This window comes from Aliirhizobium smilacinae (assembly GCF_006335145.1).
GTDB classification, from domain to species: Bacteria; Pseudomonadota; Alphaproteobacteria; order Rhizobiales; family Rhizobiaceae; genus Neorhizobium; species Neorhizobium smilacinae.
On the sequence record NZ_VDMN01000007.1, the window covers coordinates 238,943 to 259,320 of the forward strand.

Sequence of the window (20,378 nt, forward strand, 5' to 3'; positions counted from 1 at the left end):
TTGGTATGTAATGCGCTGACTGCATACCTACCGCTTTCCGACGCGAGCGCAACGCATAATGCAAAGAATTAAGGCTATGCGCATCAATTGGGCAGAGCCACCTCACTTGTGATCAACAGGTGAATCTTAGCGTCTCGACAACCGACCGATAATCGCTATTCTCGCGCGCCACGGGAGGCAGACACGCTGGGCGAGCACTGCCTTTCGGCAAAACAAATATGGAGTGAACGGGCAAAGGCCGGGCATGATGTCCTGCATTTGGCGCCAGACGTGGAATGTTATTTCTCGGACGGCCGCAATGCATGATGACCGGCATGACCCTGCAGTTCACCCGGAGATGGGGACACGTATTCGACCGGCATCGCCTCGAGGCCTGCCGGTCAGGAGGTGACGGACACAGGGTTTGGCTTAAAAGATGCGGCAAAACGCATCACAAATCAGGGAAATCAACCGTGCTGGCAAAGCCGGCACAGGTAGGGAGACTATCAATGAAACGCGTACTTACTCTCGCAGCGGCGGCGCTTCTGTCCGCAACATTCTTTGCCGGCGCAGCCAGCGCGAAGACCTTCGTTTATTGCTCCGAAGGTTCGCCGGAAGGCTTCGATCCGGGCCTCTACACCGCCGGTACGACCTTCGACGCGTCGGCCCATCCGATCTTCAACCGTCTGCTCGAGTTCAAGCCGGGCACGACGCAGCCGGAAGCCGGTCTCGCCGAGAGCTGGGACATTTCGTCTGACGGCACCATCTACACATTCAAGCTGCGCAAGGGCGTCAAGTTCCAGACCATGGACTTCTTCACCCCGACCCGCGAATTCAATGCAGACGACGTCATCTTCTCGATCGGCCGTCAGGTTGACGAAAAGAACGCCTGGAACAAGTACGTTTCCGGCGGCACATGGGAATATGCCGACGGCATGGGCTTCCCGAAGCTGATCAAGTCGATCGAAAAGGTCGATGACCTGACCGTCAAGGTCACCCTGACCCGTCCGGAAGCGCCGTTCCTTGCCAACCTCGCAATGCCGTTCGCTTCGATCCTGTCGAAGGAATATGCCGACAGCCTCGAAAAGGCCGGCACCAAGGAACAGCTGAACCAGAACCCGGTAGGCACCGGCCCGTTCACCTTCGTCGCCTACCAGCAGGATGCCATCATCCGCTACAAGAAGAACGCCGATTACTGGGGCACCGCTCCGAAGATCGACGATCTCGTTTTCGCGATCACAAGCGACGCTGCCGTTCGTTACCAGAAGCTGAAGGCCGGCGAATGCCACCTGATGCCGTTCCCGAACGCTGCCGACGTTCAGTCGATGAAGGCCGACCCGAACCTGGAAGTGCTCGAGCAGGAAGGCCTCAACATCGCCTACCTCGCCTACAACACGACCCAGGCTCCGTTCGACAAGCCGGAAGTCCGTATCGCGCTCAACAAGGCGATCAACAAGAAGGCGATCGTCGACGCCGTCTTCCAGGGCATGGCAACGCCTGCCACCAACCCGATCCCGCCGACGATGTGGTCCTACAACAACGACGTCAAGGACGACACCTACGACCTCGACGCCGCCAAGAAGATGCTGACGGATGCCGGCGTCAAGGACCTTTCCATGAAGGTTTGGGCAATGCCGGTTTCTCGTCCGTACATGCTCAACGCACGCCGCGCTGCCGAAATCATCCAGGACGATTTCGCCAAGATCGGCGTCAAGGTCGAGATCGTTTCCTACGAATGGGCTGAATACCTGCAGCGTTCGAAGGACAAGAACCGTGACGGTGCTGCCATCATGGGCTGGACCGGCGACAACGGCGACCCGGACAACTTCCTCGACACCCTGCTCGGTTGCGACGCCATCGGCGGCAATAACCGTGCACAGTGGTGCAACAAGGAATTCGACGCTCTCGTGAAGAAGGCCAAGTCGACCTCCGACCAGGCCGAACGCACCAAGCTCTATGAGCAGGCGCAGGTCATCTTCAAGAAGGACGCTCCCTGGGCAACCATCGATCACTCGCTCGCCGTCGTTCCGATGCGCAAGGGCGTGACCGGCTTCACCCAGAGCCCGCTCGGCGATTTCACCTTCGAAGCTGTCGATATCGCCGAGTAAAACTGGCCTAACACAACTTTTTGCCGCGGGACGCGTTGCGTTTCCCGCGGCATTTTCTTATGAGATGCCTAAAAATATGGCGGTGACGCCGATATGGCTCGACCCATGGCTTGACAAAGGCCAGGATCGATCCAGCCCCTTTTCCGCAAAGGTTTAAAATGTTTGGCTTCCTTATGCGGCGCCTCGCCGTCCTGATCCCGACGTTCATCGGGGTCTCCATCATCGCCTTCTCCTTCATCCGGCTTCTGCCGGGTGATCCGGTCGCGCTCCTTTCCGGTGAGCGCGTCATGTCTCCGGAGCGTCACGCGCAGATCAGCGCGCAGCTCGGCATGGACCGCCCGATGGTCGTCCAGTATTTCGATTATCTCGGCGGCGTGCTGACCGGTGATTTCGGCACTTCGATCGTCTCCAAGAAGCCGGTTCTCGACCAGTTCCTGACGCTGTTCCCGGCAACGGTCGAACTGTCCTTCTGTGCTATCATCATCGCCATCGCACTCGGCATCCCGGCCGGCGTGATTGCCGCGATGAAGCGCGGCTCGATCTTCGACCAGGGACTGATGGGCATTGCGCTTGTCGGTTATTCCATGCCGATCTTCTGGTGGGGTCTGCTGCTGATCATCCTGTTTTCCGGCACCCTGCAATGGTTCCCGGTTTCGGGCCGCATCTCGCTGATGTTCTATTTCCCCCAAGTGACCGGCTTCATGCTGATCGACAGCCTGATCTCGGGCCAGAAGGGCGCCTTTTCATCGGCGCTCAGCCATCTGGCGCTGCCGTCGATCGTGCTCGCCACCATTCCTCTGGCCGTCATCGCCCGCCAGACGCGATCCGCCATGCTGGAAGTGCTGTCCGAAGATTACGTCCGCACCGCCCGCGCCAAGGGCCTGTCGCCCTTCCGCGTCGTCGGCGTCCACGCGCTGCGCAATGCCATGATCCCGGTCATCACCACGGTCGGACTGCAGGTCGGCGTCATGCTGGCCGGTGCCATCCTCACCGAGACGATCTTCTCCTGGCCGGGCATCGGCAAATGGATCCTCGATAGCGTCTTCCGCCGCGACTATGCCGTCATTCAGGGTGGGTTGCTGTTGATCGCCGCGATCATCATGACCGTCAACCTGATCGTCGATCTGCTTTATGGCCTGATCAATCCCCGAATCCGGCACTGATCCGCCACCAAGAAGGAGAAAAATCCCATGGCTGACGTCACCATAACGCAAAAGGCGGCGGAGCCCGTCTCCAGCGCCCAGATGCGCCGCCAGATGCTCAAGGAGTTCTGGTTCTACTTTTCCGAAAACCGCGGTGCCGTCATCGGCCTGTTCGTTTTCCTCTTCCTCGTGCTGGTCGCCGTTCTGGCACCGGTGATCGCGCCGCATTCGCCGTTCGAACAGTATCGCGAAGCAGTGCTGAAGCCGCCGGTATGGGCTGCAGGCGGCAGCGCGACCTATCTGCTCGGCACCGATCCTGTCGGCCGTGATATCCTGTCGCGCCTGATCTACGGCGCTCAGTATTCGCTGTTCGTCGGTCTCGTCGTCACGACGCTGTCGCTGATTTCGGGCATCGTCGTCGGCCTGCTGGCCGGTTATTACCGCGGCTGGCTCGACACGATCATCATGCGCCTGATGGACATGATCCTTGCCGTGCCGTCGCTGCTTCTGGCACTGGTTCTGGTCACCATTCTCGGCCCCGGCCTCAACAGCGCGATGATCGCCATCGCCGTGACGCTGCAGCCGCATTTCGTCCGCCTGACACGCGCCGCCGTGATGGCGGAGAAGACCCGCGATTACGTCACCGCCGCCCGCATTGCCGGTGCAAGCCCGTTCCGACTGATGTTCCGCACCATCCTGCCGAACTGCACCGCACCGCTGATCGTCCAGGCGACGCTGTCTTTTTCGAACGCTATCCTCGACGCGGCAGCGCTCGGCTTCCTCGGCATGGGCGCTCAGCCGCCGACACCCGAATGGGGCACAATGCTGGCCGAAGCCCGCGAATTCATCCTGCGCGCCTGGTGGGTCGTCACCTTCCCGGGTCTCGCAATCCTCATCACCGTTCTGGCCATCAATCTGATGGGCGACGGCCTGCGCGACGCGCTTGATCCGAAACTGAAGAGGTCCTGACATGGCACTTCTGCAAATCGACAATCTTACCGTTGAATTCGAAACCTCGACCGGCTGGTTCCGCGCCGTCGATGGCGTCTCGATCTCGGTTGAAAAGGCCGAGGTTCTTGCGATCGTCGGCGAATCCGGCTCCGGCAAGTCGGTCTCGATGCTGGCTGTGATGGGCCTGCTTCCGTGGACGGCAAAGATCACCGCCGACCGCATGCTGTTCGAAGGCAAGGATATCCAGAACTTGAGCCCGGCCGAACGCCGCAAGCTGATCGGCAAGGATATCGCCATGATCTTCCAGGAACCGGTGGCGAGCCTCAATCCTTGCTTCACCGTCGGTTTCCAGATCGAGGAAGTGCTGCGCATCCATCTCGGCCTCGACAAAAAGGCTCGTCGTGCCCGCGCGATCGAACTGTTCAAGCTGGTTGGCCTGCCGAACCCGGAAGAGCGTCTCAACGCATTTCCGCACCAGATGTCGGGTGGCCAGTGCCAGCGCGTGATGATCGCCATCGCGATCGCCTGCGACCCGAAGCTGCTGATCGCCGACGAACCGACCACAGCCCTCGACGTGACCATCCAGAAGCAGATCCTTGACCTGATCATGGACCTGCAGGCTCGTACCGGCATGGGCCTGATCATGATCACCCATGACATGGGCGTTGTCGCCGAGACCGCCGACCGCGTCGTCGTGCAATACAAGGGCCGCAAGATGGAGGAGGCCGACGTGCTTTCCCTGTTCGAAAACCCGAAGAGCAACTACACCAAGGCGCTGCTGGCGGCCCTGCCGGAAAACGCCACGGGTGATCGGTTGACAACCGTTTCTGCCTTCTTCGACGGCAATCCGGAACCTGCCTCCTCTGCAGAGATAAGCGGAGTTACAGCATGAGCGACATCAACACCCCGATGCTCGAAGTCCGCAATATCAAGCGCGACTACGAACTGCCGTCCGGCTTCATGAAGCCGAAAAAGACCGTTCATGCGGTCAAGGGCGTATCCTTCAAGCTGGAACGCGGCAAAACGCTGGCGATCGTCGGTGAGTCGGGCTGCGGCAAGTCCACGCTCGCCCGGATGATCACCTTCATCGACGAACCGACCGCCGGCGAACTGATCATCGACGGCCAGAAGATGGATACCCGCCCGGGCCATCTGACCGCCGAAATGCGCCAGAAGGTGCAGATCGTTTTCCAGAACCCTTACGGCTCGCTCAACCCGCGCCAGAAGATCGGTGACGTTCTGGGTGAGCCGCTGGCCATCAACACCTCGATGCCAGCCTCCGAACGCCGTGACCGCGCCACCGAAATGCTGATCAAGGTCGGCCTCGGCCCGGAACACTACAACCGCTACCCGCACATGTTCTCCGGCGGCCAGCGTCAGCGTATCGCCATTGCCCGCGCACTGATGATGAACCCGAAACTGCTCGTCCTCGACGAGCCGGTCTCTGCCCTCGACCTCTCGGTCCAAGCCCAGGTGCTCAATCTGCTCGCCGACCTGCAGGACGAATTCGACCTCACCTACGTCTTCATCAGCCACGACCTCTCGGTCGTGCGTTATATCGCCGACGAGGTGATGGTGATGTATTACGGCGAAGCGGTGGAATACGGCACGCGCGAAGAGGTGTTTTCGGCCCCGAAGCACGAATACACCCAAACCCTGTTCAAGGCGACGCCGAAAGCCGACGTGGACTCCATCCGCGAACGGATCGCGAAGAAGAAGGCGGCTTCGGCGGCTTGATGTAGAGCGCTATGTCACACTGACAGTCATCCTCGGGCTTGTCCCGAGGATCTACGCACGTTGCCTCGGTTGCAACTTTGGCAGATGCTTTGACAGGCCGAGCACGGCGGAACAAGCCAGCTGTCTCGCCTGCGACCTATCCCCTCACCAACAAAATCTAGCACTTAGCTTTGCTAAGATGCTGATTTTGTAACCTCTCTCACAAGGGGAGAGGGAAGGCTCGAGCAGGCCTCCCCGGCATCTCTCCCCTTGTGGGAGAGAAAGCGATTTCAACATCTTAGCCGAAGGCGAAGTGTTAGAAATCGCAAGTGAGGGGATCCTGCGTCAGGCACGCGCCCAACCTACTCCACAAACACCCTGACCGTCGCAGCCCTCCCCGCCGCATCGATCACCGTCAGCGTCGAAAACCCCGCCCCTTCCGGCAGCCATTCATTTGTCCTACGGCGCGACAGATCCGACAGCGGCTTGCCGTTGGCGAGCCACCGGAATGGCGGACGGCCGCCCTGCAGTTTCAGCACCAGCGGCGAAATTTCTCCGGACAAAGCCCCCAGATCCACCTTCGCCCCTTCCGGCGGATAAACGATCTGCGGTGCCGCCTCGCGGATGCCTCCGCCGAGCGAGGACCGGACCAGTCCGCTCGCCGTCATCGCAAACCGCCTTTGCCCGATCGGCAGGTCGGATTGCGAAAGCCGCACCGCCCCCGCTGGTGCCGGCGGATGCGGCGTGATCGCCACGCCGGACCGCGCAAACGCCTCGAACAGGATCGGTGCCGCGGTCATGTAACCGGCAATGCCCGGCACCGCGCCATTATCCGGCCGCCCGACCCAGACACCCAGAACATAACGCCCGTCATACCCGACCGACCAGGCATCGCGGTACCCGTAGCTCGTACCGGTCTTGTAGGCGATCCCGAGCCTGCGGCTGCCGGTCGGCGGCAACACGTCGGAGAGGATATCGGTGACATTCCAGATCGCCTGGGGCTCCAGCAGCGCCTCGTTATCGAGCACGGCAGGTTTCTCGTCGATACCATTACCGAGCCGCACCGGCTGCCCGCCATTGGCAAGCGCTGCATAACTCTGCACCAGATCTTTCAGCGTGATGCCGACGCCGCCAAGCCCGATCGCCAGCCCCGGCGCCTCGTTTGCCGGGAGGACCGGCCGCACATCGGCACGACGGAAGCGGATCATCAGCCGCGATGGCCCGACCGCATCGAGCAGCCGCACCGCCGGCACGTTGAGCGACAATTGCAGCGCCTGACGCACCGTCACGTCGCCCTGGTAGGTCATGTCGAAGTTTTTCGGCCGGTAACCGAAGAAATCCGCCGGCCGGTCCTCGATCATAGTTTCCTGGGAGACCAGCCCCTGTTCGAAGGCAAGCCCGTAGATGAACGGCTTCAGCGTCGAACCCGGCGAGCGCAACACCCGCGTCATGTCGATCCATCCGGAACGCCCGGCATCGAAATAATCCGCCGAGCCCACCTCGCCGACGATCTGACCGGTCGTCGCATCGGCCATCACCATGGCAAGCGACACTTTCGGCGCAAGCTTGGCGGACGCCTCCCGCGCCACCTCCTCCAGCTTTTGCTGGATATTGCGCTTCAGCGTGCTGCGATAATCCTGCGCCTTGGGCTCTCTGCGGATCGCGGCTTCGGCCAGATGCGCCGCATAGGCCGGCAATTGTTGCCTTTGCCTCGGCACCGGATCATTCGCCGCGCGCTCCGCCTCGCCCTCGCCGGTCACCTCGACCACGGCCGGACGCGTCAGAACCCTTTCCCGTGCGGCGAGCGCCACCTGCAGCTTGCGGTCCGGCCGACGCATCTCCGGTGATTGCGGCAGGGCGACGAGAAGTGCCGCCTCCGCTACCGTCAGCCTTTTTGGCTCCTTGCCGAACCAGGCAAGGCTTGCCGCCCGCACCCCTTCCAGATTGCCGCCATAGGGCGCGTGGGTGAGATAGAGGTCGAGAATCTGCTGTTTGGTGAGCCGCCGCTCGATCTGCATGGCGCGGACGACCTGCAGGAGTTTTGCGGAAAACGACCGGGTTTCACGTGGCTCGATCAACCGCGCTACCTGCATGGACAGCGTCGAGGCACCGGACACGATCCGGCCATTGGTGAGAAGCTGCAAGGCAGCGCGCCCGATCGCCATCACATCGATGCCGCCATGTTCGTAAAACCGGCGGTCCTCATAGGCGACCAGCATGTTGAGGAACCGCGGATCGACATCCCCGACCGAAGTCTTCAGCCGCCAGCGCCCTTGCGGCGTCGCAAACGCCCGCAGCAATTGCCCATCCGCATCCAGCACCTCTCGCGACGTGATCGTGGCATTCTCAAGCGGCGGCGGATAGGCCCGATCGGCGGCATCAATACCGACGACGGCGCACGCTGCTAGAAGAAGGCAGGCGCCAAGTCCGATCGAGATTTTCCACCTGCGCTTCATGCGGGTTCTTTTTGTTGGCCAGAAACTGATTGCTTTGCGAGGAATGCCGTCTACACCCCCAGCAACACCCGCCCCTCATCCGCCTGCCGGCACCTTCTCCCCGTAAACGGGGCGAAGGAGATATGCCGCACCCTCTCCTCAAATCTTTTGCACTTCGTGGGGCACGTCACCTCTCCCCGTTTACGGGGAGAGGGGAAGCGCAGCTTGCTGCGCTCTGGGTGAGGGGCAGCGGCTCTCTCAAAGCCGGAGAGAGAGCACACCCTCACTTCACCCCCACAACCTCCATCTTGCCCGTTGCCGTCCGGGCCGAAAACTGTGGGCGGTACATGTCTTCCACCTGCGCCGCCGGGTGATCGTAGACGCCGGGCGTCACGGCGCGCACGACATAAGCGAGCGTGATCTCCCGGTTGTCGCCCGCATTGCGGTCGAAGGCGGCGACGAAGCGGTCGTTGCGGAATTCGGTATGCGCCGCCTGCACGTCCTCGATCCAGTCGAAATTGGTCAGGTTGGCGCTGTTGACGATCGACGGATTGTCGATCTCCAGACCGGCCGGCAAAAGATCCGTCACGACGATCCGCGACGGCCAGTCGTTGGTTTCGGTTATTTTCAGTACCACGACATACCGTTCGTTCTGCTTCGCCTCGCTGGCACTCACCTCTTCGCCCGCCATCGTGTAATAGCTGCGCGCAATCTCGAACCCGTCGCCACCGGCCGGCAGCGGGGTGGCTGGTGCGGCAACCGTGGTGATCGCCGCCGACAGTGGGTCGGCACTGTCATTGCGCACCGTCAGCGGATGATCGAGCAACACATCGCCTGCCATCTGCGACATCAGCGTGCCATTATGGGCGGCACCGTTGACGTTCAAACGCATGCTGTCGTCACCGGTCTGAAGCGCGCGGGCGGCGAGCAGCATCCAGGTCTGTTCCTGGGTGCTGGTGTATTTCTTCGCCGCCCATTGCTTGGCAACGACATCGGCCAAGGCCGGAACGATCGGCGGCACCGGCCGGCTTTCGGCGGCAAGCGCCAGCACCGCGGCACCGTCACGCAGCGACGAACCGTAATCCGAGCGGGCAAGGCTGACCTTGTGGACCTGCGCATTTTCCGACATCTGCAGCGCCGCATTGAAGATGGTCTTCGACCGCTGGCCATCGCCGTAAAGCGATAGCGCTGCCGCGATATGCGCCTTGGCAAGCGGCGTCGGGAAATCGTTGATCAGCGTATCGGCGTAATATCTGAGGTCGCTGATCGCCGCCTTGCGATTGCGGGACAGCACGTAGAGCGCATAGGCGATCTGGTTGCCCTGGTCGCGCACATTGGTCGTGTAGGCGAGCGTGTTCTGCAGGTTTTCCAGCGCCTGCACCAGCGGCTGTTCCGGCACGTCGTAACCCTGCTCGCGGGCCCGTGACAGGAAGTCGGTCACATAGGCATCGAGCCACAGGTCATTACCGGCACCATCCGGCCCCCAGAGGCCGAAACTGCCGGCCGAGGCCTGGAAGGACAGGACACGATAGATCGCATCCTGCACCCGCTTCTTCACCTCGGCATCATCCGTCAGCCCGTTCTGCACCGCCATTTCGCTGAGATACAACAGCGGCAGCGCCCGGCTCGTCGTCTGTTCGGCGCAGCCATAGGGGTAACGGTCGAGGCTCATCAGCAGCGCCGGAATATCGAACGCGTTGGAACGGCTGACATTGACGCTGACCGAAGCGCCCTGAAGCACGCTGTCGGCGAGAAGATTGCCGTCGATGGTGACGCTCGCTCCCGGCTTCAGATCGACCAGCCGCCGTTCCGTCACCGGCATGGCGGCCGGACGAACCGGGATGGTCAGCACCTGATCGACCGACAGGCCGGATGTATTCGCAAGCTTGATCGACACCCTGCCCTCGCCGGGTTCGATGCCGACCAGCGGCAGGGTGACGCTGGTCTTTCCGCCAGCAGTCAATTCCACCGGCTTGATCGCGCTCTGGCCGACGGCCACCGCATCGCTCGTCTCTATGGTGAGATTGTAGCTGCCAGCCGGACCATCGGTATTGGCGATATCGAGCCGCAGATTGCTGTCGTCCCCCGGCGCCAGGAAACGCGGCAGGCTCGAGGTGATGACGATCGGATCGCGGATGATCACATCCTTGACGCCGTGACCGACGCCGGATTTCGACCAGGCGACGGCCATAACCCGCGCCGTGCCATTGAACTGCGGAATATCGAAGGAGACTTTCGCCTTGCCCTGCGCATCCAGCTTCACCGGGCCGGAGAAAAAGGCGACCAGCTTTTCCTTCGGTGGGCTGGCCTGCAGCGCCATGCTGCCGCCATCGCCGCCGGTTCGCAGGCGCCCGGTCGCGCCGAGCGATCCATCGATCAGCCGCCCATAGATATCGCGGATTTCCAGCCCCAGACGGCGCTGACCGAAATACCAGTCGTCGGGTGCGGGCGGTTCGTAACGGGTGAGATTGAGAATGCCGACATCGACGGCGGCAACCGTCACATAGGCTTCCTCGTTGGCGCCGGCACCGGCCACCTGCAGCGAAATATCGAGCGGCTGGCGCGGCAAGGTCTTGTCCGGCGCATCGATGGCGACGGACAGATCGCGGGCCTCGGGATCGACCTTCAGCCAGGTAATGCCGATCGCCCGCATCGGCATGCGGCTTTCGCGCGCCTCGCCGGGGCGATAAAGCGTTGCCGTGACATAGGACCCGGCACCCCATTCCTTGGTGACGGGAATATCCACCTCGCCGCCGGTTTCGGACAGGCTGGCGGTCTTTACCGAGATCAGCTCCTCGGAACCGGCCATCACCATCAGCTCGCCGGCATAACGCGACGAGATCTTGAGTTTGGCCGTATCGCCGATCTTATAGCTCGATTTGTCCAGCGCGATTTCCAGCGCATCCGGGGTTTCGGTCGAGCTCGCGGTGACGAACCAGCCGGCATCGAATTCGACGCTGGAGGTCGGGCCGCCATTATCCGCCGTCTCCACTTCCAGCCGATAACGGCCCCATTCCGCCGGCACGGACACGCGCCCGCCATCCGTCGTCACATCAACAGTGCCATTGGCAACCTGTTTGGTGCGGGTGATCGGTTCGTAACGCCAGGATGTGCCCTCGCGATACCACTGGTAATCCTGCTCGACCTTGACGAGCTTCCACGGCAGGCCCTTCAAAGCCTGCTTGGCGCCGGCCGCATCGACCAGGATGACGTTGAAATTGCTGACAGCGCCTTCCGGCAGGTCGCCGGAAAACTCCGGCTTGATACCGATCCGCAGCCCATCCGCCTTGACCGGCAAAGACAGGTTGCGTTCGATCGCCCGGCCGCCCGTTTCCTGCATGCGCACGACGATATCGGCATTGATCAGCTTGGTGGTGGACGGCAGCTCGGTGACCTCGGCATCGAACTCCGCCTTGCCGTCTTCGTCGGTCTCGGAAATTGCATCGAGCGGAAGCCGCACGGTTTCAGTCTCTTCCTCGTCAGCCAAGCCGAACTGATAGCCCGGAAAGGCCGCATTTTCACGCGTCGGCTTCAGTGCAATCTCGCCTTCGAGCCCAAGACCCGCAGCCGGCGCGCCATACAGAAAACGCCCGTCGATGGAAACCTTAGCCGGCTTACCGACGGCGATTTCCGTCGCCGCACTCTTCATGTCGAACTCGATGCGGTCAGGCACGAAGTCGTCGACCAGAAACGTCTTTTCGCCGATCGCCGAGCCCTTGGGATCGGTAAACACCTGCATCGTCCAGGTGCCGCGCATCGATGTGTCCTGAAGCGCGAGATCGAGCGTATAGCCGCCAAGCGCGCCGGTCTTCACCATCCGCCGGTCTTCCACGCCATCGGGACGCAGGAAAACGAAAGTGAGCGGCAGATTGTCGATCGCGGTGGCATCGACATTGCGGGCCAGCGCGCTCGCATGCACCACCTCGCCCGGCCGGTAGATGCCGCGTTCCGTCCAGGGCAGAAGATCGATCGCGCCGGGTGCCGGACGCCCCGTCACGCCGCGGTCGGAAAGATCGAACCCGGCGCGGGTCATATCGAGGAAGACATAGTCCTGGCCGTTGTTCTGGGCGGTCAGCACCGCCGGGACCATTGCCGCCGTGCCGCGCATCAGCCCGGCGGTGAAGGTGGCGCGGCCATCCGCATCGGTCTTGGCGATGCCGAGCACTTCATTGTTCTTGGCAAGCAGCTGCAGGTCGACGCCGGCAATCGGTTTGGCCGAACCGAGCGAACGGGCAAACACAGTGAGCCCATCCGTACCGGCATAGGTGGTGAGCCCGATATCGGAAACGACGAACCATTGCGTCGCCTTGTCGTCATATTCCTGCGCAATCGCATTGGCAGCGGAAGCGGTCATCACATAAACGCCCGGCTTGCGCTCAGGCAGCGCTTCATCGACCGGGAAACTGGTGGTGACGTCCTTGTTCAAATCCTGGCCGAGATCGATCGTCCCCTGCCAGACGAGCTCGCCGTTTTCCTGCTCGATCCGGTCTGCAGTATAACCGCTCATCTGGGTGAGGAACTGCGAATTGGTCAGAAGCGGCGCGATGTTGCGGTCGCCGATCCGGTAGAGTTTCAGATTGGCCCGTTCGGTATTGACCGAAACGATCGGGATGCCGCGCCGTGCCGTCGACGGCAGCACGAAACTGTCGCCGGTAAACCGCACCGTCGGCGAGCGGTCCTTGACATAGAGGTCGAGATCCACCTGCGTGGTCAGCGGTTCATCGACCGACGACGGCAGGCCGCGGCGCAGCGACAGCTTGTAGCGCTGGCCATGGGTCAGGCCCTCGACGCAGATCTGGCTGTCCTTGGCCTCCATTGCCTTCGGTGCCTGCCCGTCCAGCGTCACGAAAGGCGCATAGTCCGTGCCGGCCTTGATCAGCGGTTCTGAAAACTGCACGCAGGCGCGCGGATTGGCGCTGTCGGCATCGACCGTATTGCCGGTGACGCGGAACCCTTGCCGCTCGCGTAGATCGTTATAGGCCGCCTGCACCGTGCGGGCACCGACAAGCGCAAGGCTCTGTTTGTAGGCAGTGAGCGCCTGGCGATAATTCTGCTGCTTGGCAAGTGCTGCCCCCAGCACGCCAAGAGCATCGGCTCTGGTCTGCGTCGTGCGCGACATCAGGTAACCGTTGATCGCCGCAAGCGTGCCTTCGCTGTCGGCGGTGGCATTGTTCTTGGCGATGCCGGCGGCGCGCGACAGCGCGATCCAAAGATCGCCGTCATCAGGGGTCAGCGACAGCGCACCCTTGTAATTGTAGATCGCCGTATCGACCCGGCCGGCAAGCAGTTCGCTTTGCGCGATCGTCTTCAGGTTTTCGATCCCGTAACCCTGCTGGTTGTCGCCGAGCGCCAAACCGTCCTTCTGCTCGCGGGCCTGCTGTAAAAGCTCGTCGGACAAGAAGGTCAGTCGTGGCGGTGCGCCGATATCCGGCTGGGCCGCCACCTCGACGATCTTGCCGGCAACTGCACCGGCAAAACTGTTGAGCTCACCGTGGTCGGATTTCAGAAAACACCATTTGGCTTTGACGTTATAGGTGAAGGCACGGCACTGGTTGTCACCGATACAGGCGGTGGCGCACTGATCCTGGCTGACATTCTTGACGGTCCTGAGATCGAAGCCGGTATAGTCGCTGTCAGCTGCCGTCTCGATCCGCCGTTCGGCCGCGGCAAGCGGCGTGGCCAGAAGGAGAGAAGAGAAAAGCAAGGCTGAAAAGCCGAAGATCGCGCGCCTAGACATGACCAAGTCCCCCCATGGCAGCCATCGGAAACGCTGTTGTCCAATGTGAGGACCCGCTTGTCAACGGAAGTCATCTTGTCCGTTGAGGATGAAATCAAACCGAAAGTGACGCAGCGAGGAAACTGCTCTACACAAAGCTGTGCCAGAAATGCCGTCTTGCACACTTCAATGACAGTGGCAGGCAGACAGTCTTGTGATGTAGAAGGCAGTCGATATGGCAATTCTGAATCTATTCAAGAACAGGCGTGCGGACGAGAAGTCGGAGCGGGCAAGCTTTGGCGCTCTTCTCGACGGGTATTCGATCGAGGTCATGCCGCGCACTGCGGCCAAGATCGGGAATTTCCGCGAGTTCCTGCCCGCCGGCAAGCGGGTCTATATCGCCCATATCGACGGCACCCCGATCGACGACATGGTTGCGACGGCGAAACGCCTGACTGATGACGGTTACGTCGTGATGCCGCATGTGCCGGCGCGCCTCATCCGCGACAAGGCGATGCTCGAGGACTGGGTCAACCGTTACAGCAACGGGGCCGGCGTCAGCCAGGCGCTGCTTCTGGCGGGTGGCCTCACCTCGCCCCAAGGGGAGCTCGAAAGTTCGCTTCAGCTTCTGGAAACCGGCCTTTTTGATCGCTACGGCTTCAAGCGGCTGCATATCGCCGGCCACCCGGAAGGCAACCGGGATATCGACAAGGACGGCACGACAAGATTCGTCGACAGGGCTTTGAAGTTCAAGCAGGCCTATTCCGAAAGCAGCGATGCCGAGATGGCGATCGTCACCCAGTTCGCTTTCGATGCAAACTCGATAATCCGCTGGACCGAGCGTATCGCCGAAGCAGGCGTGACGCTGCCGATCCATCTTGGCGTTGCCGGCCCGACCAAGCTTCAGACGTTGATCAAGTTCGCCATTTCCTGCGGCGTCGGCCCGTCGCTGAGCGTGCTGCAGCGGCGCGCGATGGATCTGAGCAAGCTGCTTGTCCCTTACGAACCGGATGAGTTTCTGACCGCAATCGCCAACCACAAGGCGACCCATCCGCAAAGCCTGATCGAACAGATCCACGTCTTCCCGCTTGGCGGCATCCGGGCCAGTGCCGACTGGGTGAACGAGCGGGTGCTCAAGAACAAGGTATCGACTGGCTAGCGCGGTCAGGGCGTAAAGAGAAACGGCGCGATCCGAAGACCGCGCCGCGTTGTTATCAAGATTAAGAGACCGCAATCAGCCGGAGATGTAAGGCATGATCTCGTTCGTACCGCGCCAGATCATTTCCACTGCAACGTAGAGAATGACGGCGAGACCGACATAGGCGATCCAGCGGTGCTTGTTGAGCAGGCGCGCAATGAAGCTTGCCGCAATACCCATCAGCGCGATCGAAAGAACCAGACCGAAGATCAAGACTTCCGGGTGTTCGTGCGCGGCACCGGCGACGGCCAGCACGTTGTCGAGCGACATGGAGACGTCGGCGATGACGATCTGCCATGCAGCCTGGGCGAAGGTCTTGCGCGGCGCGCCGCCGGCAACAGTGCCGTCGGCATTCAGGTCGCTGTCGGCAAGAGCCTCGTTGGCCTCGTCTTCATGGTGATGAGGCGTCCGCAGCTCGCGCCACATCTTCCAGCAGACCCAGAGCAGCAGAACGCCACCGGCAAGCAGCAGACCGACGATCTGGAGAAGCTGAGTCGTTGCGAGGGCAAAACCGATACGCAGCACCGTGGCTGCGATAATGCCGACCAGAATGGCCTTGGCGCGTTGGTCTTTCGGCAGGCCGGCAGCCGCCAGACCGATGACGATGGCGTTATCGCCTGCCAGAACCAGATCGATCATGATAACTTGCGCGAGGGCGGACAAGGCCTCCGGCGTAAAGAATTCCATCATATGACAACCCTATTTAGACGGGGTGCCTCATGTCCTGACGAGCTTTGGGTACGTGTAACGGGACGATACCACGCAACGCGTTCACCTTACGACCAAAAACCATCACGACACCGGGCACCGATATTGGACAATCCAGTCCGACATCACAGTTCATGCGAGAACTGCCAGAGGGGCCCGGTCCTGGTCGACCGAGATTTAGCGCCGCCTTGAATGAAACTCAAGTGGCAAGCTCACGAAACCGTCAGAACTCCGTGATCCGCTGGCGCAAAAGCAAGGTTCGTCCGGTCTCCATCATCTGGCTGCCGGTGGTTTCCTTACTTCGGCAGCCGCTTTTGCAGACTGTCGAGGATACGTTTTCCGAGCGCCTCGTAGTCCTCGTCGAAATGGTGCCCGCCGTCAATCGCGACGGTTTCCACCCCCGATGCCTTCATCGACGGGCACGGATCATCGTCTTCTTCGGTGCCATAGATGCACTGGACCAGACCACTTTTGATCTTGGCGATATCATCGACCGTGGTGCCACCCTCGCCTGCTCCCGCCATGCCGAGCCAGCCGGTGACGGAAATCTCGAAGTCGACTTCCTTAGACAGCGCCAATAGCGAAAGCTGCTTCACTCGCCGCTTTGTTGCCTTGGGCAGAAGATTGTAGGAGGCGGGGATGACATCCGCGCCGAACGAATAACCGATCAGCACGACATTCGAGACACCCCATTGGTCGGTATAGGTATCGATGATGCGCTTCAGGTCGTCGGCCGTTTCCTGCGGTGTCCGCTTTGCCCAGAAATAGCGCAGCGAATCGATCCCGATGACCGGCACGCCCTGTGACTGGAGATACCCGCCCAGTTCGCTGTCCAGATCGCGCCAGCCGCCGTCGCCGGAATAAACGATCGCCATCGTGTCCATGGCCGGCTTCGCCTCGAGAACCGACAAAGGCAGATCGAGAGCACCTTCGGATTTTCCGGCCGACAGCTGGTTCTGCAGCCATGTGCCGAGATAATCCTCCGCATCATCGGAAGTCTCCTTGACGACGATATCGCTATGGGCCTGTTTCAGGGTCAGCGCATGCGCCTTGCCGGCCGGATCGGCGTCGGGTGTGAAGGCAACCGTCACCGGCGCCGGCAACGTGCCATCGGTCAGTCCGTAGACAATGCCGGTATCGGTCGGACGTTTGTCGGCCGGCGTGCAGAGCTGCTTCTTCAGCGGGACGACCTCGCCCGGATCGACGGCGATCGCGCCGCCGACCGTTGCAAACGGGCTTTGCGCGATCATGGCAAGCGCCAGCGTGCCGCCCTCGTTTGCGCCGGCGACGATGGGATGGCGGTATTCGCGGTTCGCCACCCGGCGCTGCACCTGCTGCGAAAGATCCTCGATATCGGAGACCATGTAGATGCAGTCGCCGTCATCTGCAGCGAGCGACTGCATGTATGAGGGAAAATCGATGCCGACGACGGCAGCACCACTTTCGACGAGATCCTTCGCCTGCGTCTCCTCCGCAGCACCCCAGCCCTTCGCATCGGAGATCAGGAACACCATGCCGGCGAGATCCTGACCTTGCGGAAGGTAGATATGCGGCGAGGGAATAAGGCCCGTATGATAGTCCTGAGCCGCTGGCGCATTCTGAGGCTGAACCGGAACCGGATTGGAGGTCGGCGCCTGAGGTGCGGTCGGAGCAGCACTCTGGGCTGAGGTCTGTGCATGCGTCGCGGGCGCAAACGCCATGCTCAGGGCGGTCGTGAGGCCAAGAGCAAAAAACAGGGCAGGACGCATTCTCATTTACCCACTACTCCTCTCAAACCGCCGCCGATCAGCAGGGTTGCATCCATCATGGCAACGGCCGGGCCTATGCCGGAAACGGCAAGATAGCGTGGTTCCCAGCGCGGGTGAAATTTTGATTTGAACGCCTTCAGGCCCTTGAAGTTGTAAAACCGCTCGCCGTGTTCGAAGATCACGCTGCCGATCCGGTCCCAGGCAGGTGCCGCTTCCCTTTGCGCCATGCCGGAAAGCGGCGCCATCCCGAGGTTGAACTGCCGGAAACCGGCATCGCGCAGGTTTTCCATGATCCGAACGAACAGAAAGTCCATCGAGCCCTTCGGCGCATCCGGCGCAAACCGCATCAGATCGACCGTGCCCTCCTCCTTCGTATCGGTGACCGCAAGCGTCGCGAAAGCGACGATCCGGCCTTCCTTGCGCAGGATGCCGACAGGTTGCGACAGCACGTAATCGTCGCGGAAAGCCCCAAGCGAGAACGTCTTTTCGCGGGTATTATGCTCATCGAGCCAGCTGTCCGACACCTCGCGAAGGGAATCCAGATGGCTTACCACCTCATCCGGCTGCAGCATCTCGAATTCCAGCCCTTCGCGGACACCCTTGTTGATCGCCTGCCTGAGCCCCGCAAGGCGGCTACCCTTCAGCTCGAAACTGGCAAGATCGACGACCGCGAGTTCGCCAAGGCGGAAGGCACGCATGCCGGCATCTGTGCAGTAGGCGAGAAGATCGGGCGAGATCTGGTAGAACACGGCTCGTCCGCCGCCGGTTCTCGCCTCCTCGACGAACCGCCAGACCAGTTCGGCAATCTCTTTGGTCGGACCAACGGGATCGAAAAGCGCAATCCATGATCGGCCCTGGATGCCATACATGATGAAGGCGTTACCGCTGGCCGAAAACATCAGCCGTTTGTCGCCCATGCGCACAAGGTTGGCATCGGCGAAATCTTGGGCCATGGCGATATTCGTCGCCTGGGTCAGTTCTTCCGCGGTCGACAGGTCGGAGCGTCTGACAGCAGGGCGCAGCAGACTGAAGATAGACACGACAGCAGCAACGATGGCGATGCCGACCATGGCGCGCAGTCCTCGCGGCGCCTCGGCGGAAAATTCGAACTGCCACCACAGGTCGCGGCTGTAATCGACTTCACGGTAGACGAAGAACAGGATCGTCGTGGCAGCGGCAACGAGGATCAGCATCGCGACGATCCACGGCGGCGTCAGCGCCTGACGCAGCATCGAGGCGGGGCGATTGAACTGCCGCGCGCTGAGCACGAGACCGGCAAGCAGCACCGCGAGGAAAACGGCTTCGAACAGCGCGAGCGCCTTGAGCACGGAAAACAACAGGCCGAGCGTCGTACACAGAACCGCCGTCCACCATGCACCATCCAGCCTCTGCGCGATCCCGCGGGCGCTGACGAAAAGCAGGATGCCAATGATGCTGGAAAGGAAATGCGCGCCTTCCACCAGTGGAAGCGGCATGTAGCTGCCGAGGAAATTCAGGTTGGAATCCGGCGTCGGCGTAACGCTCGAAAGAACAAGCATCGCACCGGCGATCAGAGCGAAGGCCGAAAGCAGCAGCGGTGCCAGCCGGAATTCCAGCTTCCGCAAGGTCGATGCGACCGGATGTTTCGACAGTTGCCGTGCTTCCAGAAAGATGACGAATAGCGTCGCGATCAGCAGCGGCAGAACGTGATAGATGACACGATAAAGAACGAGGCTGCCGAGAACCTGGTCGATATCGACCGTATTGCCGAGCGCAGCGACGATGATTGTCTCGAACACACCAAGCCCCGCCGGGACATGGCTGAGAACGCCGGCACCGACCGCAGTCGCATAGATCGCCAGAAACGAGGGCCAGCCGATATTGGTTTGAGGCAGGAGAACATACAGTACCGATGCCGAGGCGGCGATGTCGAGCGCGGTGACGAGAAATTGCTGCGACGAGGTGCGGCTGTCGGGAAGGCGCAGATGCACCCTGCCAACCGAGATCCTGCGCCCGTCACGGCCGATGAAGACCAGAACGCTCAGACCGACGATGATGGCGAGAGCGATGATTCGGATTGCAGTGTCGCTGACGCCGATGATCTGGCCGACCCGGGGCGCGGTGATGAGACAGGCAAGTGCGGTGACCGAAAGCAGGCCGATGCCGAAGGCGAAGGTGACAAAGGCGATGACGCGGCCGATATCTTCCGGCGAAAGACCCAGCCGGGAATAACCGCGAAACCGGATGGCACCGCCACTGAGCGCACCGAAACCGGCCGTGTTGCCGACCGCATACGCACTGAAGGCCGTCATAGCCACCGGTACGGGCGGCAGCTTGCGGCCGATATAATCCAGCGCATTGAGATCGTATCCGATCAGCGCCGCAAAGCTTAGACCGGTAAAGAAAATGGCAAGCGCGATCGACGACCACGAGGTCGATACCAGCGCCTCGATCACCTCGTCATAGCTGACTTCCGTCGTCAGCTCATAGATCGCGAAGGCGGTGAAGCCGAAAACCACAAGGACGATGAAAGAAACGAACAGACCACGATGGGTCTGGAAAAAATCGCGGACGTGACTGCTAGAACTATTGGACGCCATGGTCTGCTTTGCCTCGGAGACAAGCGGTAAAATCGGAAAACGCGAAGCGAAAAGCAATTGGATCACGGCTTAAGTGTGTCATCCGCTGATTTGCGCAA

Annotated in this window: 11 protein-coding genes; 6 read left to right on the plus strand and 5 right to left on the minus strand. The window is 61.2% G+C overall.

The genetic code is table 11. From position 1 onward, the window contains the following. Positions 1-488: 488 nt before the first annotated feature. The 5 genes from FHP24_RS24455 to FHP24_RS24475 all read left to right on the plus strand — a co-directional run bounded on the left by FHP24_RS24455 (position 489) and on the right by FHP24_RS24475 (position 5,917). Positions 489-2,087 carry an ABC transporter substrate-binding protein gene (locus FHP24_RS24455; protein ID WP_139678854.1) on the plus strand — a complete coding sequence of 533 codons (1,599 nt, stop codon included), beginning with the start codon at positions 489-491 and terminating at the stop codon, positions 2,085-2,087. A 158-nt stretch (positions 2,088-2,245) separates the two neighbouring features. After that, positions 2,246-3,250, plus strand: coding sequence for an ABC transporter permease subunit (locus FHP24_RS24460; RefSeq protein WP_139678855.1), 1,005 nt, complete (start codon positions 2,246-2,248; stop codon positions 3,248-3,250). Between the two features lie 27 nt (positions 3,251-3,277). Then, positions 3,278-4,198: an ABC transporter permease subunit gene (locus FHP24_RS24465; RefSeq protein ID WP_139678856.1), complete on the plus strand. Its 921-nt coding sequence runs from the start codon at positions 3,278-3,280 to the stop codon at positions 4,196-4,198. A 1-nt stretch (position 4,199) separates the two neighbouring features. Next, positions 4,200-5,072, plus strand: coding sequence for an ABC transporter ATP-binding protein (locus FHP24_RS24470; protein WP_139678857.1), 873 nt, complete (start codon positions 4,200-4,202; stop codon positions 5,070-5,072). Then, positions 5,069-5,917, plus strand: a complete 849-nt coding sequence (locus FHP24_RS24475) for a dipeptide ABC transporter ATP-binding protein (protein WP_180356112.1) — start codon at positions 5,069-5,071, stop codon at positions 5,915-5,917. Before FHP24_RS24470 ends, FHP24_RS24475 begins: the two co-directional genes overlap by 4 nt. 341 nt (positions 5,918-6,258) lie before the next feature. Here the strand turns inward: FHP24_RS24475 and pbpC are convergent, their stop codons facing one another. After that, on the minus strand, positions 6,259-8,352 hold the full coding sequence (pbpC, locus tag FHP24_RS24480; RefSeq protein ID WP_139678858.1) for a penicillin-binding protein 1C: 2,094 nt from the start codon (positions 8,350-8,352) through the stop codon (positions 6,259-6,261). A 262-nt stretch (positions 8,353-8,614) separates the two neighbouring features. Then, entirely contained in the window at positions 8,615-14,068 is a 5,454-nt protein-coding gene (locus FHP24_RS24485; RefSeq protein WP_139678859.1) for an alpha-2-macroglobulin family protein, read from the minus strand. A 214-nt stretch (positions 14,069-14,282) separates the two neighbouring features. Between FHP24_RS24485 and FHP24_RS24490 the strand changes: the two genes are divergently transcribed. Next, positions 14,283-15,206 carry a methylenetetrahydrofolate reductase gene (locus FHP24_RS24490; RefSeq protein WP_139678860.1) on the plus strand — a complete coding sequence of 308 codons (924 nt, stop codon included), beginning with the start codon at positions 14,283-14,285 and terminating at the stop codon, positions 15,204-15,206. Positions 15,207-15,281: 75 nt separating this feature from the next. Here the strand turns inward: FHP24_RS24490 and FHP24_RS24495 are convergent, their stop codons facing one another. The 3 genes from FHP24_RS24495 to mprF form a co-directional block, all read right to left on the minus strand. Then, positions 15,282-15,935, minus strand: a complete 654-nt coding sequence (locus FHP24_RS24495) for a TerC family protein (RefSeq protein ID WP_139678861.1) — start codon at positions 15,933-15,935, stop codon at positions 15,282-15,284. Between the two features lie 314 nt (positions 15,936-16,249). Next, positions 16,250-17,707: an AcvB/VirJ family lysyl-phosphatidylglycerol hydrolase gene (locus tag FHP24_RS24500; RefSeq protein ID WP_281287469.1), complete on the minus strand. Its 1,458-nt coding sequence runs from the start codon at positions 17,705-17,707 to the stop codon at positions 16,250-16,252. Continuing rightward, on the minus strand, positions 17,704-20,280 hold the full coding sequence (mprF, locus tag FHP24_RS24505; RefSeq protein ID WP_139678862.1) for a bifunctional lysylphosphatidylglycerol flippase/synthetase MprF: 2,577 nt from the start codon (positions 20,278-20,280) through the stop codon (positions 17,704-17,706). Before mprF ends, FHP24_RS24500 begins: the two co-directional genes overlap by 4 nt. Between the last annotated feature and the right edge of the window lie 98 nt (positions 20,281-20,378).

Excerpts from the sequence above, each read along its gene's own strand:
- FHP24_RS24470 (WP_139678857.1), top strand. The coding sequence starts at position 4,200 with ATGGCACTTCTGCAAATCGACAATCTTACCGTTGAATTCGAAACCTCG.
- pbpC (WP_139678858.1), bottom strand. The coding sequence starts at position 8,352 with ATGAAGCGCAGGTGGAAAATCTCGATCGGACTTGGCGCCTGCCTTCTT.
- mprF (WP_139678862.1), bottom strand. The coding sequence starts at position 20,280 with ATGGCGTCCAATAGTTCTAGCAGTCACGTCCGCGATTTTTTCCAGACC.
- FHP24_RS24460 (WP_139678855.1), top strand. The coding sequence starts at position 2,246 with ATGTTTGGCTTCCTTATGCGGCGCCTCGCCGTCCTGATCCCGACGTTC.
- FHP24_RS24490 (WP_139678860.1), top strand. The coding sequence starts at position 14,283 with ATGGCAATTCTGAATCTATTCAAGAACAGGCGTGCGGACGAGAAGTCG.
- FHP24_RS24485 (WP_139678859.1), bottom strand. The coding sequence starts at position 14,068 with ATGTCTAGGCGCGCGATCTTCGGCTTTTCAGCCTTGCTTTTCTCTTCT.
- FHP24_RS24465 (WP_139678856.1), top strand. The coding sequence starts at position 3,278 with ATGGCTGACGTCACCATAACGCAAAAGGCGGCGGAGCCCGTCTCCAGC.
- FHP24_RS24475 (WP_180356112.1), top strand. The coding sequence starts at position 5,069 with ATGAGCGACATCAACACCCCGATGCTCGAAGTCCGCAATATCAAGCGC.
- FHP24_RS24495 (WP_139678861.1), bottom strand. The coding sequence starts at position 15,935 with ATGATGGAATTCTTTACGCCGGAGGCCTTGTCCGCCCTCGCGCAAGTT.
- FHP24_RS24455 (WP_139678854.1), top strand. The coding sequence starts at position 489 with ATGAAACGCGTACTTACTCTCGCAGCGGCGGCGCTTCTGTCCGCAACA.
- FHP24_RS24500 (WP_281287469.1), bottom strand. The coding sequence starts at position 17,707 with ATGAGAATGCGTCCTGCCCTGTTTTTTGCTCTTGGCCTCACGACCGCC.